The sequence below is a fragment of the Salipiger marinus genome, from assembly GCF_035481585.1.
In the GTDB taxonomy this organism is placed as follows: domain Bacteria; phylum Pseudomonadota; class Alphaproteobacteria; order Rhodobacterales; family Rhodobacteraceae; genus Salipiger; species Salipiger marinus.
Map to the genome: position 1 here is coordinate 1 of NZ_JAYKSL010000010.1, position 16,763 is coordinate 16,763.

The window sequence follows — 16,763 nt, forward strand, 5'->3', positions numbered from 1 at the left end:
AAAATCCCGCGCTTTCCGAATGGGTTGAGGACAAGGTGGCGGAGTCTGACCGCCCCGAGCTGACCTCGGCCAGGATCGTGGTTTCGGGCGGGCGCGGCGTCGGCTCCGAGGAGGATTTCCGCATCATCGAGGCGCTGGCCGACAAGCTGGGCGCCGCCGTGGGCGCCAGCCGCGCCGCGGTCGATTCGGGCTTTGCGCCGAATGACTGGCAGGTGGGCCAGACCGGCAAGGTCGTGGCGCCGGATCTGTACATCGCCTGCGGGATTTCCGGGGCAATCCAGCACCTTGCGGGCATGAAGGACAGCAAGGTGATCGTGGCGATCAACAAGGACGAAGAGGCGCCGATCTTTCAGGTCGCCGATTTCGGCCTCGTCGGCGACCTGTTCCAGCTGGTCCCCGAGCTGACCCGGAAAGTCTGAGGCGGGGCCCGCCCTGTCTCAGTCGGCGGTCCAGCCGCCATCCACCAGCAGCGAGGTGCCGGTGACCAGCGCCGAGGCGTCCGAACAGAGATAGACCACCGCCCCCATGATGTCCGCCACCTCGCCGACGCGGCCCAGCTTGATCTTGTCCTCGATCCAGGCGCGGCGGACGGGATCCGCCAGCGTCTGCTCCCCCAGCGGGGTGCGGATGAAGGTGGGGCACAGCGTGTTGACGCGCACACCATGCGGCCCCCATTCGATCGCCATGGATTTCACCATCCCCTCCAGCGCGTGTTTGGAGGCGCAGTAGACGCCACGGTCGATGCCGCCCACATGCCCCATCTGGCTGCCGACATGCAGGATAGATCCGCGCAGGCCTGCCTCGATCATGCGGCGGGCGACGGCGGTGGACAGGAAATAGGCCGCGCGCAGGTTGACGTTCATCACCGCGTCAAAATCCTCTGGCGTGGTGTCGAGCGCCGGGCCATGCCGCGCCATTCCGGCGGAATTCACCAGAATGTCGACCGGATCCGCCTCGGCCAGCGCCGCGCGCATGGCGGCAATATCGGTGATGTCGAGCACCAGCGTCTCGCAGGACAGCCCCTCGCGGGCCATCGCCGCGGCAAGATCCGCCAGCGGACCGGCGCCGCGCGCCACGCAAAGCACATGCGCCCCCGCCCGCGCCAAGGCCGTGGCCGCCCCAAGCCCGATGCCCGAGGTGGCCCCGGTCACGAGGGCGCGTTTGCCATGAAGTGTAAAATCGGGTGATGTCGGCAGCTGCATCGTCGCCCCCTTTCTGGTCGTGAATGCCGGCACGGACGGCCCGGGCGCGCGATCTGGCGCCCGGACCGGCCAGGGTCAGTCGGTGTCGCGATAGGGTGCCGCGCCGCCATAGGGCACGTTGATGCCGCCATAGCGCCGCACACGGATGTTGCACTGTTCGGCATGGCCGACAAAGCCTTCCAGCAGGCACAGGCGCGAGCCATAGGCGCCGATGCGCGCTGCCGCCTCATCGGTGGTGATGCGCTGGTAGCTGTGGGTTTTCAGGAACTTGCCGACCCAGAGCCCACCGGTATAGCGCCCGGCCTTCTTGGTGGGCAGCGTGTGGTTGGTGCCGATCACCTTGTCGCCATTGGCGACATTGGTGCGCGGGCCAAGGAACAGTGCGCCGTAACAGGTCATGTTGTCCAGATACCAGTCATCGCGGTCGGTCATCACCTGCACATGTTCCGACGCGATGTCATCGGCCACCGCCAGCATCTCTTCGTGGCTGTCGCAGACGATCACCTCGCCATAATCCTCCCAGCTTTTGCGGGCGGTGTCGGCGGTGGGCAGGATGTCCAGCAGGCGGTCGATCTCGGCCAGGGTCTGCTCCGCAAGCCTGCGCGAGGTGGTCAGCAGCACGGCGGGGGAGTTGTAGCCATGCTCCGCCTGCCCCAGCAGATCGGTGGCGCAAAGCTCTGCATCCACGGTGTCATCGGCGATGACCAGCGTTTCGGTCGGCCCGGCAAACAGGTCGATGCCGACGCGCCCGAAAAGCTGGCGCTTGGCCTCGGCGACAAAGGCATTGCCCGGCCCCACCAGCATATGCACCGGATCCATGGTTTCGGTGCCAAGGGCCATGGCGCCGATGGCCTGAATGCCGCCCAGCACCCAGATCTCGTCGGCGCCGCCAAAATGCATGGCGGCGATCACCCCGGCATTGGGCTTGCCGCCAAAAGGCGGGGTGCAGGCGACGATCCGCGGCACGCCCGCCACCTTGGCCGTCGCCACCGACATATGCGCCGAGGCAACCATGGGGAACTTGCCGCCGGGCACGTAGCAGCCGACCGACTGCACGGGGATGTTCTTGTGGCCAAGGATGACGCCGGGCAGGGTTTCCACCTCGATATCGGTCATCGACGCGCGCTGCGCCTCGGCGAATTTCACCACCTGCGCCTGCGCGAAGCGGATGTCGGCGATCTCGCGCTCGGTCAGGGTGGCGATCAGCGCCTCGATCTCTGCCGCCGACAGCCGGAAATTCTCGGGGCTGTAGCTGTCGAACTTCTCGGACAGCGCGCGCACCGCCACGTCGCCGCGCGCCTCGATATCGGCAAGGGTGCTTTCGACACTCGCGCGGGTCTGGGCGTCGTCCTGCCGCCGGTCGTCATCGGACCGGCCGCGCTTGAGATAGTCGATGGTCATTGCGGAATGCTCCTGTCGGATGAATGTAAAAGAACCAGAGCCGGGCCGGTCAGCGCCCGACCCCCTGCCGGAACGCGGCGGTGACTGCGGCGCCGCCGCCCTGCATGAGCGTATGTTCAGAGCCCACGACAAAGAAAGAGCCGCCTGCAGAGCCATGCGGCTCCAGCGCTTCGCCGGGCGGGCAGTAAAGCCCGGTCGCCGCCCCCTCTGCCGCAAGGATGGTGCGGGTCATCTCGGCCACCTCGGGGGCGAAGAAACTGTCGAGCCCATGCGCCACCGCAAGATCGGCCCGCCCGATGAACAGCGCGTCAACGCCCTCCACCGCGGCGATCCCGGCATGGTTGATGACGCCGTCCCGATCCTCGATCTGGCAGATCAGCGCCAGTTCGCTGCGGGCCGTCCCCAGATGCTCGGGCAGCGTCCGCCCGGCATAATCGGCGGCGCGGGTGGTGCCGGCAAAGCCGCGCCCGCCCGGACCATAGCTGACGGCGCGCGCCAGCGCCTCTGCCTGCGCCACCGTTTCCACATGCGGCACCATCACCCCGGCGGCCCCGGCATCCAGCACGCTGAGGATCCAGTCCGGCGTCGCCACCGGCACGCGCACCACGATGGGACAGCCGATCGCCCGCCCGGTCATCACCATGGCATCGGTGCTGCCCCGGTCGAAGGGCGCATGTTCGGCATCCACCACCAGAAAGTCGAAGCCCGCGCGGGCCATCACCTCCACGATGATCGGATGGGGCGTTTTCAGAAAGGCCCCCACCAGCGGCTCTCTGGCGGTCAGGCGGGCCCGGAATTCTGCGTTTGTCATGATCTCAACTCCTTTCGCTGCGGTCAGGCAGGCTGCGATGTCGGGGGGGTGGGCTGCAGGGTGACCCTGCGGGAGGCAAGCACGAGCCCGCCGAACACCGCAGCCCCGCTGAGCGTCGCCCACCATGGCGGCATGAGCGCAAGCCCGACCGGCAGCAGCCAGAGCAGCCGCGCGGCCATGCCCCCGGGCAGGCGCGCGCCACCCAGCAGATGCGCCATGGCCAGCACGAACACCGCGCCAGAAATCACCGCGCGGGCGATGGCCATGGCGCCGCCGCCGCCCAGCATGCCGGGATAGGCGATGAACAGCATCGGCAGCGCATAGGCAGTGGCCCCCAGCCGCAGCGTCTGCAGCGCCACCTTCATCCACGGCGCCTGCGCGATGGTGGCGGCGACAAAGACGCCAAGGCAGACCGGCGGGGTGATCACCGACAGCGCCGCGTAATAAAGCACGAACATGTGCACCACGAGCGGGTCGAGCCCCTGCTGGATCAGCGCGGGCGCAAAGACCGCCGCGACCATCACATAGGCCGCCGAGGTCGGCAGGCCCATGCCCGCGATCAGGCAGACCACCGCCATCAGCCCGGCAATCAGCCACAGCTGCCCCTGCCCGATGCTCAGCACCGCCGCCGTGACCGCGACGCCAAAGCCGGTGAGGTTGATCATGGCCACGAAGACTTGCGCGCCGACCAGCAGGATGCCGACGATGACGACCCCCTTGCCGCCCGCCTCCAGCGCGCGCAGGATGATGCCGAAGACGGCGCGCGGATCCTCGCCCTTGCTGATGCGGGCCACCAGCACCGCGACCAGCATGGCGATCATGCCGTAACAGGCGGTCAGTTCGACCGAATTGCCGTTGATCACGCCAAAGGCCAGACCCAGCAGCCCCGCGACGATGGGCGCCAGCCGCGCAAAGCTCATGGCGCCGCGCCAGTCGGGCAGCGTGTCGTCGGTGACCGGGCTGAAGCCCTGCCGCACCGCGATCACATGCACGGTGCTGTAGATCCCAAGATAGAACAGCAGCGCCGGCACCACGCCCGCAAGGGCGATCGCCCAGTAATTCAGCCCCACAAGCTCGGCCATGACAAAGGCCGCCGTGCCCATGATCGGCGGCGCAAGCTGCCCGCCGGTCGAGGCGATGGCCTCCACCGCGCCCGCATAGGCGGGCGGGTATTTCAGGCGCTTCATCAGCGGGATGGTGAAATTGCCGGTGGTGGCGACATTGGCAACGGTGGATCCGTTGATCGCCCCAAAAAACCCGGAGGCAAAGGTCGCGATCTTGGCGGCCCCGCCCGGACGCGACCCGCCAAGCCGCGCCGAAAGGTCAAAGAAAGTCTCTCCGGCGCCGGTATGCAGCAGGATCGCGCCGAACAGCACGAAGGCCGCCAGCGTGGTGGAGGCGACATTGACCAACATCCCCCAGAGCCCGCGATCCGACAGGAAGATGATCTCGGTCAGATAGCCCGCGTCAAAGCCGCGATGCCCGAACTGGCCGGGGATGAGATAGCCGAAAAACGCATAGGCGACGGCGGCGATCACGATCAGCGGGAACACCCAGTTGGAACTGCGCCGCGCCAGCTCCAGCACGCAGAGCAGCGTGCCGAAACCCATCACCATGTCCCAGCCCGTGGCCCAGGGCAGGTCGGTCATGATCGACTCGTAACTGCCGATGATGTAGCTGCCCGACACCGTGACCATGGCGACGATTGCGGCGTCGATGGCGATGCCCAGCGGGCGCCAGCGGCTGCCTTCGAACAGCGGATGCATCAGCACCGCCAGCGCGGTGATCATCATGACGAACAGCGACCGCTGCACCAGCGATTCAAACGGCCCGCTGAACGAGGTGTAGAAGACGAACGCGCCAAGCAGCACGGCCAGAGCGCCGATCGCCGTCTGGCGCAGTCTGGCCGGAGGGGTGGGGGCGTCGGAAGAAACGGTCATCGCGGCACCTTCGCGCAAAGGGGGGGCGGACCGGGCAGCGCGGCGCTGCACCGGTCACAGGACAGTAGGCTGGGGTCAGCCGCCGGTTACTTGAGGTGCTCGGGCACGGTCAGCCCGATTTCCTCGTAATAGCGGATCGCGCCGGGATGCAGCGGGCTGGTCGCGTATTGCAGCGTCAGCTCCGGCAGGTTCAGCCCCTTGACCGCCGGGAAGGCGGCGGCCTGTTCGTCCATGTTCTCCATCACCGCCTTGGTCAGGTCATAGACGGTCTGGTCGTCAAGATCGGGCCGGGCCGAGACGCCGATCATGAAGCCCCACGCCTTGTAGGGGCCGGAATTTTCCATCTCGCCGCCGGGCATCTCCACGATGGAGAGTTCGGGCAGGGAGTCGCGGATCTGCGCCTCCTGCGCGTCGGTCATGCCCAGCACCTGCAGCGGGGTGAAGGCGGCGATGTCGGTGGTCAGCGCGTCAAAGCTGGTGCCGACAGCACTTTTGACGAAGCCTTCGGACCGGTCGTCCTTGATGGCGTTCGCCTGCTCGCCATTGGTGCCGCGCACCCAGTCGGGGGTGACGCCGAGCAGCGCGAACACCTCTTCCGAGGTGGCTTCGGTCGAGGATCCGCGCATCCCGGGGCCGAATTTCTGCCCGTCGAGCGCGGAAAGGTCGGTGATGCCGGAATCGCGGCGCACCACGACATTCTGCGGCGCCAGCGAATAGGCCCAGAGCAGCTTTGATTCCACCGGCCTGCCGTCAAAGGATTTCACCCCGGAATAGGCCTGATAGAGCGTGGAGGTGGTGATCAGCCCGATATCGAGCTGCCCGCGCGACATGCGCTTGAGGTTGTCGACCGTGGCGCCGGTCTCGACCACGGAGGCCTGATAGGTGTCGGGATAGGCCCCGTTCACGATCTGCGCCAGCGACGCGAAATAGGCGTAATGCGCGCTCTGCGAATTGGTGGCGCCAAAGGCAAGCCGGGTTTCGGCGGAGGCGGGCGTGGTCAGGGCAGCGGACAGCGACAGGATCGCCGTCGCCGCAAGGCAACGGAATTTCATGAATCTCCTCCCAAAGAATCCAGAGCCGCCGGTACGGCGGATGCGACAGGACAAGCCACAGATCGGCGGGGCGCTGCAACTCTTGCCTGATTTAATGAAATTATTTCACTAGCCGCTGGCGCGTTCGCGCATCTCGCCGGGCAGGATGCGGATGTCCCCCACCTGCTCGGACCCGTCCGCCGCAAGGATGATGTCCACCGCCTGATCCAGCATCCGGCGCAGCGGCTGGCGCACCGTGGTCAGCCGGTAGGATTCCCATGCCGCCATGGGAATGTCGTCAAAGCCCACCACCGCCAGATCCTCCGGCACCCGGATGCCGCTGATCCGCGCCGCATCCAGCACCGCGATGGCCATGATGTCATTGGCGCAGAACACCGCATCGGGCAGCGGGCGCAGCGTCAGCATCTGCTGCGCCGCGTCATAGGCCTGCCGGTAGCTGAAACCGCCGTCGAACTGATGCGCGATCAGCCGCCCCGCATCCTCCAGCCGGTCACGGAAGCCGCGCCGCCGTTCGATATGGGTCGAGGTGTCAAGCCGCCCGCCGACAAAGGCGATGCGCTGGCGTCCCTGCGCCAGAAACCGCGCCGCGATCATCTGCGCGCCGCCGTAATTGTCGCAGCAGACCGCCATCATCCGGCTGTCCGACTGCACGCGGTTCAGCAGCACCGCCGGCAGCCCGTTCTGCCGGCAGGCCCGCGCCAGCCCGGAGGTCATGGTGGAACTGGCAAGGATCACGCCCTCGGTGCGGAAATCCAGCACCTGCCGGATGATCGTGTCCACATCCTCGGCAGAGGGCACCACATGCACGATGGCCTTCAGCCCGCGCGAGGGCAGCAGCCGGGTCAGCGCATCCACCGCGACCGGATAGAACGGATTCTGCATCTCGCTGACCACCATGGCGATGGTGTTGCTGGCCTGCGTCGCCAGCACCTGATCGACCTTGCTGACATAGCCCAGATCCGCCGCCGCCGCGAAGATCGCCTTGCGCTTTTCCTCGGCAAGGGGCGCGGTGCCGCGATAGGCCCGCGACACGGCAGAGACCGACACACCGGCCCGCGCGGCCACGTCTTTCGCTGTGATCTTTTTCATGCCGCAACGATAGGAAGTTTTTCACGGCATGTGAAATTTTTTCACGCCTGCACGCCCCGGACTGGCGGGGCGTGGCTTTTTTGGCGGCACCCCTAGCGGTACAGCAGCACCGGCGCGCGCACCGTCTGGATCAGCGCGGTGGTGGTGGATCCGATGATCAGCGCGCGGATCCGGCTGTGGCCATAGGCGCCCATCACCAGCAGGTCGGCGCCCGCATCGGTCATGACCTGCGCCAGCACCTCCTCGGGGGAGCCGGGCAGCACGCGGCCCTCTGCGGTCATCCCCGCCCCGGATAGCCGCTGCACCACCTGATCGACATCCTCCCGGACGCCCGCGTCTGCCTCGGCCACGCAGACCACGGTGACCGCAAGCCCCTTGAACACCGGGCTCGCCGCCATCCGGTCCACCGCGACCCGCGCGCTGGCGCTGCCGTCATAGGCCAGCAGCACCGATGTGATCGGGCGGAAATCGCGCGCGGCGACAAAGACCGGCACGCGGGTGCTGCGCACGATCCGTTCCAGATTGGACCCAAGATGACCGGAGGCGAAATCCGCCCCCTCGCCGCGCTTGCCCAGCGTGATCGCGCGGATCTCGGGCTCCAGCGCGCGCACCGCCTCCAGCAGGTCGCCCCGGCGCAGGCGGGTGGTCACCCCGGCCACGCCATCGCGTTCCAGAATGGCCTTGGCATCCTCCAGAATGGCATGGCCGCGCGCCTGCGCCAGCCGCGCGCGGCTTTCGTCCAGCGTGGCCAGTTCCTGCAGCAGCGCCGAGCGGGCGCCAAGCCGCAGCGTGCCCGACAGGTCGCTGGGCGCCGCGCCTTCGCGCCGTCCCAGCACATGCAGCGCCTCGACCTCTGCCCCCAGCCGCCCTGCGATCCATGCGGTGTGATGGCAGACGCTTTCGGAATAGGCGGACCCGTCCAGCAATGTCAGTATCTTGTCCATGTCATCCTCCCTCAGTGGCCCATCAGCTTGTCCAGGGCGCCGGGCTTGTCATGGATGGCAAGCCGGTCAACCAGCGTTTCGGACGCCTCGTTCAGGCCGACCACCTGCACCTCTGCGCCGTCGCGGCGGAATTTCAGGATCACCATGTCCAGCGCCTGAACCGAGCTGATGTCCCAGATATGGGCGCGGCTCACGTCGATCACCACCCGCTCCAGCGGCTCGCGCAGATCGAAGGCATCGGCAAAATCCTCTGCCGAGCCGTAGAACATCTGGCCCTCGACGCGATAGGTGCGCTGCCGTCCGTCCGGCGACAGATCCGACGTGACCCGGAACAGCTGCGCGATCTTGGCGGCAAAGAAGATGCCCGACAGCAGCACCCCCACCAGCACGCCGATGGCAAGGTTGTGGGTGTAGACCACGGTGACCACCGTGGCGATCATCACCACCGAGGACGAGCGCGGATGCGTGCGCAGCGCGGTGATCGAGGACCACGAGAAGGTGCCGACCGACACCATGATCATGATGGCGACCAGCGCGGGCATCGGGATGCGCGCCACCAGATCGCCCAAGCCCACCACGAGGATCAGCAGCACCGTGCCGGCGGTGAAGGCCGACAGCCGCCCGCGCCCGCCGGATTTCACGTTGATGATCGACTGCCCGATCATCGCGCAGCCGGCCATGCCGCCGATGAAGCCGGTGGCGGTGTTGGCGATGCCCTGCCCGATACATTCCTGATCACGGCTGGATTTGGTGTCGGTCAGATCGTCGACGATGTTCTGCGTCATCAGGCTTTCCAGCAGGCCCACCACGGCGACCGCGGCGGAATAGGGGAAGATGATGACCAGCGTCTCGAAATTCAGCGGGATGTCGGGGATCAGGAACACCGGCAGCGTGTCGGGCAGCGCGCCCATGTCGCCCACGGTGCGCACGCCGTCCCAGCCCATGGCCAGCACCAGCACGGTCAGCACGATGATCGTGACCAGCGGCGAGGGCACCGCCTTGGTCAGGCGCGGGAACAGGTAAATGATGGCAAGCCCCAGCGCCACCAGCGCATAGGTCAGCCAGGTGACACCTTCGTTCGCGGGGTTCAGTTCCGGCAGCTGCGCCATGAAGATCAGGATGGCCAGCGCGTTGACGAAGCCGGTCATCACCGATTTCGACACGTAGCGCATGAAGCGCCCAAGCTTCAGCAGCCCGGCGCCGATCTGCAGAAGCCCCGCCAGCACCGTGGCGGCCAGCAAATAGTCGAGCCCGTAGTCGCGTACCAAGGTGACCATCAGCACGGCGGTGGCGGCGGTGGCGGCGGAAATCATCCCCGGCCGCCCGCCGGTAAAGGCGATGAGCACGGCGATGGAGAAGGAGGCGTAAAGCCCCACCTTGGGATCCACCCCCGCGATGATGGAAAAGGCGATGGCCTCGGGAATCAGCGCCAGCGCCACGACAAGCCCCGCCAGCAGATCGCCGCGGATATTGCCGAACCATTGGTGCCGGTAGTCGGTCAATGAAATCATGTTCAGTCCAGGACCCGAGGCGCGGAAGGTCTTTGGCAAGACGGTCCGTCAAGGCCGGTCGGGTTTCGTCAAGATGTTGTCCGGCGGATCGGCGGCCGGAAGAGCCACCCGGATTTTCACCGGGTCCTTGCGCGAATGCCCCGCATAAACGGGATCTGGCCCATGGACACAAGCGCAAATGACCCAAGACCCGGCGCGCCGCGGGCGGGCTGTGGCTTTTTGGGCCACGGGTCTGCGGGGCACACGGAAAATTTGCGCGCCGCGAATTGCCGAGCCTCGCGGGCGCGCCTAAGTGGCGATGATGACATCTTCTCTCCTCCCTCTGGGCCCCGTGCTGTTTCTGGATGATGTGCGCGACGGCCTGCTGCATCTGGCCGCGCTGTTCGTCACCGATCCCGGCCAGACGCCGCCGCCGCTCGACACACCCGACGGGCCGCAGCCGGTGACGCGGCTTGCGGGTTACGATCAGGCCACGGTCTGGCGCGCGCGGTTCACCCTGCCCGCCGACCGGCCCTCCGCCTATGGCTGGGCGGGCGAACGCTATGAGGTGGCGGGGGATCTGACCGGCGACCTGCGGCTGGGATATGTCTCCTGCAATGGCGAGGAAACCGGCGATCTGCTGCGCGAAGGGTCCGAACGCAACGCCATGTGGGCCCGCCTGCGCGAAGAGCACCGCCGCCGCCCGCTGGCGCTGCTGCTGCATGGCGGCGATCAGGTCTATGCCGACGAGGTCACCCATGACCACCCGCTCAGCCATGACTGGCCCGACAGCCTGCCCGATGCGCCCTCGGCCTCGGCGCTGGCGGGGCTGCGCCACCATCTGCGCGAACGCTTCCTGACCCGCTATCTGGCGGTGCTCGCCGCCCCTGAAGCGGCATGGCTGATGGCGCGGGTGCCCTCGCTCATGCAATGGGACGATCACGACATCTGCGATGGCTGGGGGTCGCTGCGCCGCTCGCGGCTGGGGTCGGGGGTGGGCCAAACGCTGTTTTCCGCCGCGCGCGAGGCGGCGCTGCTGTTCCAGCACGGCGCCTGCGACGGGGATCTGCCGCGCCGCTTTGCCGATCCCGCCGGGCATCATCTGGGCTGGGCCCTGCATGCGCCGGGGCTGCGGCTGCTGGCGCCGGATCTGCGGTCCGAACGGACGCGGCGGCAGGTGATGGGGCCGGGCGGCTGGTCGCTGATGGAGGCCGAATCCCGCACCCCCCTGCCCGGCCACACGCTGCTGCTGTCCAGCGTGCCGCTCTTGGGGCCGCGCCTGTCGCTGCTGGAGGCGGTGATGGTCGCCGTGCCAAAGATGCAGAAATACGAGGATGACCTGCGCGACCAGTGGCAGAGCCGCGCACATCGCGACGAATGGCGCCGCATGCTGCAAATGGTGGCCGAAATGGCGCGCCAGCCCGGCCATGCGCTGACCGCCGTCTCGGGCGAGATCCATCTGGCGACGCGGGCGGTGATGGATCTGGGCGAGGGACGCGGGCTGCAGCAGCTTGTCGCCTCCGGCATCGCACACCGGGCGCCGCCTCAGGGCTGGGCACGGTTTCTGGGCACGCTCGCCAGCTTGGGCGAAGGTCCGCTGCCCGGCCATCCCATCCGCATCGGTCGCCTGCCCGGCCAGCGCGGGCGCTATGTGGCCGAACGCAACTACCTGCTGCTGGAACGGCAGGGGGCGGAGTGGCAGGCGCGCTGGGATCTGGAAACCAGCGGCCTGACCGATCCTCTGGCGCTGTAAGGGGCGGGTCATCCCGGCCCTCCGAGCGGCAGGGTCGAGAGCCCGGGCAGCGCCAGCAGCAGCAGCAGGCGCAGCAGTTCCACCGCCAGAAACGGCAGCGTGCCGCGAAAGATCACCGGCGCGGGCACCTCGGGCGCCGTGGCCGCGATGACGAAGAGGTTGAGCCCCACCGGCGGCGTGATCATGCCCAGTTCCACCGCCATCAGCATCAGCACGCCCAGCCACAGCCCCTGCTGGTCGGGGCTCAGGCCGAAGTCGAGCGTCATCAGCATCGGCACCACCACCGGCACCGTCAGCAGCACCAGCGACAGGCTGTCCAGCACGCAGCCCGCCGCCAGATAGGCCAGCAGCACCAGCCCCAGCACCGCCATCGGCGGCAGCCCGGCGGCACCGGCCCAGCCTGCCAGCGCCTGCGGCAGCTGCGACAGGGCCAGCATCACATTGACTATGTCGGCGCCGAACAGGATCACGAAGATCATCGCGCTGGTGGCGGCGGTGTCCAGCAGGCTGTCGCGAAGCCCCGCCCAGCCCAGCTCTCCGCTGCGGAACCCGGCCAGCGCGGTCAGCACGACGCCAAGGCAGGCGGCCTCTGCCGGGGTGAAAAGGCCGCCGTAAAGCCCGCCCAGCACCAGCGCGAAGATCCCCGCCGCGGGACAGATGGCGCGGAGGCTGCGCCAGCGGTCGGCGCTTGGGCAGGGCGGATGGCGCGGCGCGGCATCGGGCCAGATCCGCACCGTGACGGCGATGGCCAGCACGAAACCCGCCACGGCGAGCAGCCCGGGCAGCAGCGCCGCCAGAAACAGCGTGACGATGTTCTGTTCGGTCAGCAGCGCATAAAGGATCAGCACCACCGAGGGCGGGATCAGGATGCCCAGCGTGCCCCCCGCCGCCAGGGTGCCGCAGGCCAGCCCCGCGCCATAGCCGTGGCGGCGCATTTCCGGCAGCGCCACCCGCGCCATGGTCGAGGCGGTGGCGACCGACGACCCCGAGATCGCGCCAAAGAGCGCACAGCCCCCCACCGCCGCCATGGCAAGCCCGCCGCGCCAATGCCCGATCCACGCGCGGCAGGCGGCGAACAGCGCCGCCGACATCCCGCCGCGCGTGGCGAGATGGCCCATCAGCACAAAAAGCGGCACCATCGCCAGATCATGGGACATGAAGCGCGCGGGCCATGCCGTGGCCAGATGCGCGGCGAGCGCCTCCGCACTGGAGAAATGGGCATAGCCAAGCGCGCCGGTTGCAAGCATGGCGAGCCCCAGCGGCGCGCGCAGCGCCACCGCCAGCAGCAGCGCGGCCAGCAGCCAGAGGGCGACCATCCCTCTAGCCTCCCGGCGCGGGCGGGGGCTGCACCCCCTGCCAGAGCGCGATGGCGCCTGCCCCGGCGGCGCCAAGCAGCGCGGGCAGATGGCCCCACCAGAGCGGCAGCGCCAGCAGCATGCTGCGGTCGCCGGTGCCGCGCGTCTCGGCCATGCCGCGCAGCATCACAAGCCAGAGCAGCGCCCAGATCCCCGCCGCCAGCCAGAGCCAGATCCGGTCCAGCGCGGCACTGGCGCGGGGCGGCGCCCCGGCGGTAAAGACGGTGATGACCACATGGCCGCGCCGCAGCTGGCAGAGCGGCAGCACCAGCCCGGCGGCACAGGCGCATCCCATCTCCACCAGTTCGTAATCGCCGCGCAGCCCGCCCCGCCCCAGCGCGCGCAGAACCACCGACAGCGTCACCGCCAGCGCCATGGCGCAAAGCACGGCCCCCGCCGCCAGCGCCGCGCCACGCGCCATCCGGTCGAGCCAGAGGCCCGCCCCGCCCATGGCCTCAGACCCCCGCCGCCAGCAGCGCCTCGGCCCGCGACAGAATGGCAGCGCCGTCAAGCCCCGCCTCCTCCAGCACGCGGATCCAGTCGGCATGGACCGGGATGGCGGCCTCGCGCCAGCGCGCCAGTTCGGCGGCGGGCAGCGCCGTGATGGTGTTGCCCTGCGCCAGCACCACCTGCCGCCCCGCCGTCTCGAACCGGTCGAAGCTGGCACCGATGCGGCGCGACAGATCCGGCCCGCTGAGCCCGTCCAGCACCGCGCGCAGTTCGGCGGGCAGGCTGTCATGGCGGCGCGCGTTCATCAGCAGCACGTTGCTGTTGCCGTAAAGCCCGCGCCCGCCCGGATCGGGTTCGCTGCTGAACCGGGTCAGTTCCTGCAGGCGGAAGGCGGGCACAACTTCGTAGGGCAGGCAGCAGCCGTCGATCACCCCGGTGCTGAGCCCGGTCACCATCTCCGTCACCGGGAAAAACACCGGCTCCGCCCCCAGCCGCGCCAGCAGATCGCCCATGCTGGCGCTGGGGCTGCGGAGTTTCAGGCCGCGCAGGTCGGCGGCCCCGGCCACGGGCGCATCGCGCAGATGCAGCTTGCCCCCGGCATGGACCCAGAAAGCCAGCGGGCGCGTGCCCGCAAATTCCTGCCCGCCAAATTCCGTCATCAGCCGGTGCAGCGCGACCGAGGTCTGTTCGGCGCTGGTCACCATGAAGGGCAGGCCCATGGTTTCGGCCACCGGAAAGCGGCGCGGCGTATAGGCGGGCATCGCCCAGACCAGATCGGCGATGCCGCTGCGCGCCTGATCGGCCAGCTGCGGCGGCCTGCCGCCAAGCTGCATGGCGGGAAAGATCTGCAGATCAATGCCGCCCTCCGACGCCTCCGCCAGCGCCGCAGCCCAGGGTTCGAACACGGCGGTCTGCATCGGCGCCATGGGCGGCAGGAAATGATGCAGGCGCAGCGTGATCCGGGTGCGGCCCGCCCGTGCCGGGGCGGCAAGCGCGGCGCCCAGACCCGCCAGCACCGCGCGCCGCCCGAGGCGCGGCGGGGTCAGCGGCGGAGCGGGCGGGTGTTTGTGCGGGCGGGCATCAGACGGGCGCAAGGCAGGCCTCCTGGATCAAGGCGGATCACTGCCCCCTTGTCACATGCCGGTCCTTGCGAAACTCCTAATCCCCGAGGCTCTCAGATCTGCTGCCCGCGCAGGCGGCGGGTCGAGACCAGATCGAACAGGCCATAAAGCGCCACCACCGCAAAACAGGCGGCAGGCACGAGAAAGGCGGGGGCGGGGCCGAAGGCGTCCAGCGCCGCGCCATGCACCATGGGCAGCACGGCACCCCCGGCGATGGCCATGACCAGCCCCGCCGCGCCGAACTTGGTATCCTCGCCCAGACCTTCCAGTGCGATGCCGTAGATGGTGGGAAACATCAGCGACAGGCAGGCCGACAGCGCCACCACCGCCCAGACCCCGGCCATGCCGGGGCTGAGGGCGGCAAAGCTGGCCAGCGCCACACCCAGTCCCGCCATCCCGGTCAGCAGCAGCGACGGGCGCAGCACCCCCATCAGCCCGACCATGGCGAAGCGCGACAGCAGGAAGACGACAAGGCTTGCCTGCAGATACCAGCCCGCCTGCGCCTCGGTGCCGCCAAGGGCTCCGATCACGTAATGCAGGGTGAAGGTCCATGTGCAGGTCTGCGCCGCGACGTTGAAGAACTGCGCCACCACGCCAAAGGCGTAATGCCGGTTGCGCAGCAGCCGCCGCAGCGTGGCGCCAAAGGCGATGCGGCCCGCCGTGGCGGGGGTGGTTTCGGCCCGGGCGGGCATCGGGCAAAAGGCGATCAGCAGCCAGATCACCAGCAGCACGACGGCAAAGCCCACATAGGGGCCCATCACCGCCGCAAGCTCGGCCTGACGGATCGTGTCCAGCGCCTCGGGGGTCATGGCGGCGCGCTGCGCCTCGGTCGCGGGGTTGAGGTTGGGCAGGATCAGGCTTGCCGACAGCAGCACGCCGATATTGGTGCCCACCGGGTTGAAGGCCTGCGCGAAATTGAGCCGCCGCGTGGCGTTATGTTCGGGCCCCATGGCGATGACAAAGGGATTGGCGGAGGTTTCAAGGATCGACAGCCCGCCCGCCAGACAGAAGAGCGCGAGCAGGAAGAAGCCATAGGTCATGGCAAGGCTCGCCGGGTAGAACAGGAAGGCGCCCAGCACCGCCAGCCCCAGCCCGGTCAGCACCCCGGTCTTGTAGCTGAAGCGCCGGGTGATGAAGGCGGCAGGCAGCGCCAGCAGGAAATAGGCACCGTAATAGGCGAACTGCACCAGCGAGGCCTGCAGCGTCGACATCGAAAAGATGCGCGAAAACACCTGCACCAGCGGGTCGGTCATGTTGGCCGCGACCCCCCAAGCGGCGAAACACAGCACCAGCAGCGCAAAGGGCAGGCCCATGCCCTGATCCACGAACCGGCTGATGAGTCTGCGCATCCCACCCCTCCTTTGGCACATCCGGGGCGGGCCTTAGACCATCCTTGGACAAAGCTCCATAAGCGCGGGGGGAATTTCTAAAAGAAAGTGATTAATTGTCGCGCCCCGCCCCAAAAGGCGGCCACATGCGGGAAAAGATGCCGTCGCGGCGGATCAGCCCGTGATAGGCCGCAGCGCCCATATGCATCAGCACCAGCCCCGCCAGCGCAAAACCCGCCAGCGCGTGCAGCGATTTGGCCAGATTGGCCAGCGGTTCAGAGCGTGGCACCAGCGGCGGCAGGCCAAGCGCATCCAGCGTCTCGATGGGAAAGCCGCCCGCGCGCACGCGGATGTAGCCCAGCACCGGCAGCGCGATCAGCGCGGCATAGATCGCCCAATGCGTGAGGCCTGCGATGCGCGCCTGAGCGGGCGGCAGCGTGGCAGGCAGCGGCGGCGGCGGGTTGCGCCAGCGCCAGACCAGCCGCAGCGCCACCAGCCCCAGCAGCAGCACGCCGGTGTTCTTGTGGAACAGGAACAGCGCGTCCTGCAGCGGGCGCGCGATCCCCTGCTGCACCATTACCAGCCCGGCGGGGATCATGGCCAGCACCAGCACCGCCATGATCCAGTGCAGCAGGCGGGCGGGCAGGCGGTAGCGCGTCATGGCGGGTCCCCGATCTCTGGCATAAGCCGCGCCATGCTAGCACGAAACCGTGAGCCGGCAAACGCGGCGTGAGGCCCACTTGACTGCGCCCGACGCGCGCTAGACCATAGCGAATGGTTCTGATTGTTCCCGAGCCGCCCCGAGGGGCGCGCCGCTGGTTTCCCCG

The 16,763-nt window shown here is 68.4% G+C and carries 15 protein-coding genes and 1 other annotated feature; of the genes, 2 read left to right on the top strand and 13 right to left on the bottom strand.

The annotated features are described in order from the left end of the window. The coding region (locus VK682_RS14175) for an electron transfer flavoprotein subunit alpha/FixB family protein (RefSeq protein WP_324782083.1) at positions 1-419 on the top strand (419 nt) is incomplete at its 5' end. Between the two features lie 18 nt (positions 420-437). Here VK682_RS14175 and VK682_RS14180 read toward each other — a convergent pair. From VK682_RS14180 to VK682_RS14215, 8 genes are all read right to left on the bottom strand, one after another. Beyond that, positions 438-1,202: an SDR family NAD(P)-dependent oxidoreductase gene (locus VK682_RS14180; protein WP_230796394.1), complete on the bottom strand. Its 765-nt coding sequence runs from the start codon at positions 1,200-1,202 to the stop codon at positions 438-440. 75 nt (positions 1,203-1,277) lie between these two features. Further along, entirely contained in the window at positions 1,278-2,603 is a 1,326-nt protein-coding gene (gene hisD, locus VK682_RS14185) for a histidinol dehydrogenase (protein WP_230796395.1), read from the bottom strand. A gap of 49 nt (positions 2,604-2,652) precedes the next feature. Further along, positions 2,653-3,414, bottom strand: a complete 762-nt coding sequence (locus VK682_RS14190) for an HpcH/HpaI aldolase family protein (RefSeq protein ID WP_230796397.1) — start codon at positions 3,412-3,414, stop codon at positions 2,653-2,655. Between the two features lie 23 nt (positions 3,415-3,437). Next, positions 3,438-5,354, bottom strand: a complete 1,917-nt coding sequence (locus tag VK682_RS14195) for a TRAP transporter permease (RefSeq protein WP_230796398.1) — start codon at positions 5,352-5,354, stop codon at positions 3,438-3,440. Between the two features lie 86 nt (positions 5,355-5,440). Beyond that, positions 5,441-6,406 (bottom strand): TAXI family TRAP transporter solute-binding subunit, encoded by a 966-nt coding sequence (locus VK682_RS14200; RefSeq protein ID WP_324782084.1) that lies wholly within the window; start codon positions 6,404-6,406, stop codon positions 5,441-5,443. 108 nt (positions 6,407-6,514) lie between these two features. After that, positions 6,515-7,495 carry a LacI family DNA-binding transcriptional regulator gene (locus tag VK682_RS14205; protein ID WP_230796400.1) on the bottom strand — a complete coding sequence of 327 codons (981 nt, stop codon included), beginning with the start codon at positions 7,493-7,495 and terminating at the stop codon, positions 6,515-6,517. Between the two features lie 92 nt (positions 7,496-7,587). Further along, positions 7,588-8,439 (bottom strand): universal stress protein, encoded by an 852-nt coding sequence (locus VK682_RS14210; RefSeq protein WP_230796401.1) that lies wholly within the window; start codon positions 8,437-8,439, stop codon positions 7,588-7,590. An 11-nt stretch (positions 8,440-8,450) separates the two neighbouring features. Next, positions 8,451-9,950 (bottom strand): SulP family inorganic anion transporter, encoded by a 1,500-nt coding sequence (locus VK682_RS14215; protein WP_230796402.1) that lies wholly within the window; start codon positions 9,948-9,950, stop codon positions 8,451-8,453. A 74-nt stretch (positions 9,951-10,024) separates the two neighbouring features. Beyond that, positions 10,025-10,080 (bottom strand) — a sequence feature (sul1 is cis-regulatory element that is thought to sense ions involved in sulfur or methionine metabolism; They are found in Alphaproteobacteria). Positions 10,081-10,251: 171 nt separating this feature from the next. Here VK682_RS14215 and VK682_RS14220 point away from each other — a divergent pair. Then, positions 10,252-11,682, top strand: a complete 1,431-nt coding sequence (locus tag VK682_RS14220; protein ID WP_230796403.1) for an alkaline phosphatase D family protein — start codon at positions 10,252-10,254, stop codon at positions 11,680-11,682. 8 nt (positions 11,683-11,690) lie between these two features. Here the strand turns inward: VK682_RS14220 and VK682_RS14225 are convergent, their stop codons facing one another. The 5 genes from VK682_RS14225 to VK682_RS14245 form a co-directional block, all read right to left on the bottom strand. After that, complete coding sequence (locus VK682_RS14225; protein WP_230796404.1) at positions 11,691-12,998, bottom strand: TRAP transporter large permease; 1,308 nt, start codon at positions 12,996-12,998, stop codon at positions 11,691-11,693. 4 nt (positions 12,999-13,002) lie between these two features. Beyond that, on the bottom strand, positions 13,003-13,488 hold the full coding sequence (locus VK682_RS14230) for a TRAP transporter small permease (RefSeq protein ID WP_230796406.1): 486 nt from the start codon (positions 13,486-13,488) through the stop codon (positions 13,003-13,005). A 4-nt stretch (positions 13,489-13,492) separates the two neighbouring features. Beyond that, positions 13,493-14,581: a TRAP transporter substrate-binding protein gene (locus tag VK682_RS14235; protein WP_230796407.1), complete on the bottom strand. Its 1,089-nt coding sequence runs from the start codon at positions 14,579-14,581 to the stop codon at positions 13,493-13,495. Between the two features lie 80 nt (positions 14,582-14,661). Beyond that, positions 14,662-15,957, bottom strand: a complete 1,296-nt coding sequence (gene fucP, locus VK682_RS14240) for an L-fucose:H+ symporter permease (RefSeq protein ID WP_230796409.1) — start codon at positions 15,955-15,957, stop codon at positions 14,662-14,664. Positions 15,958-16,048: 91 nt separating this feature from the next. Beyond that, the gene (locus VK682_RS14245) at positions 16,049-16,597 is read right to left on the bottom strand and encodes a cytochrome b (RefSeq protein WP_230796411.1); all 549 of its coding nucleotides are present in this window, start codon (positions 16,595-16,597) and stop codon (positions 16,049-16,051) included. Positions 16,598-16,763: the final 166 nt, after the last annotated feature.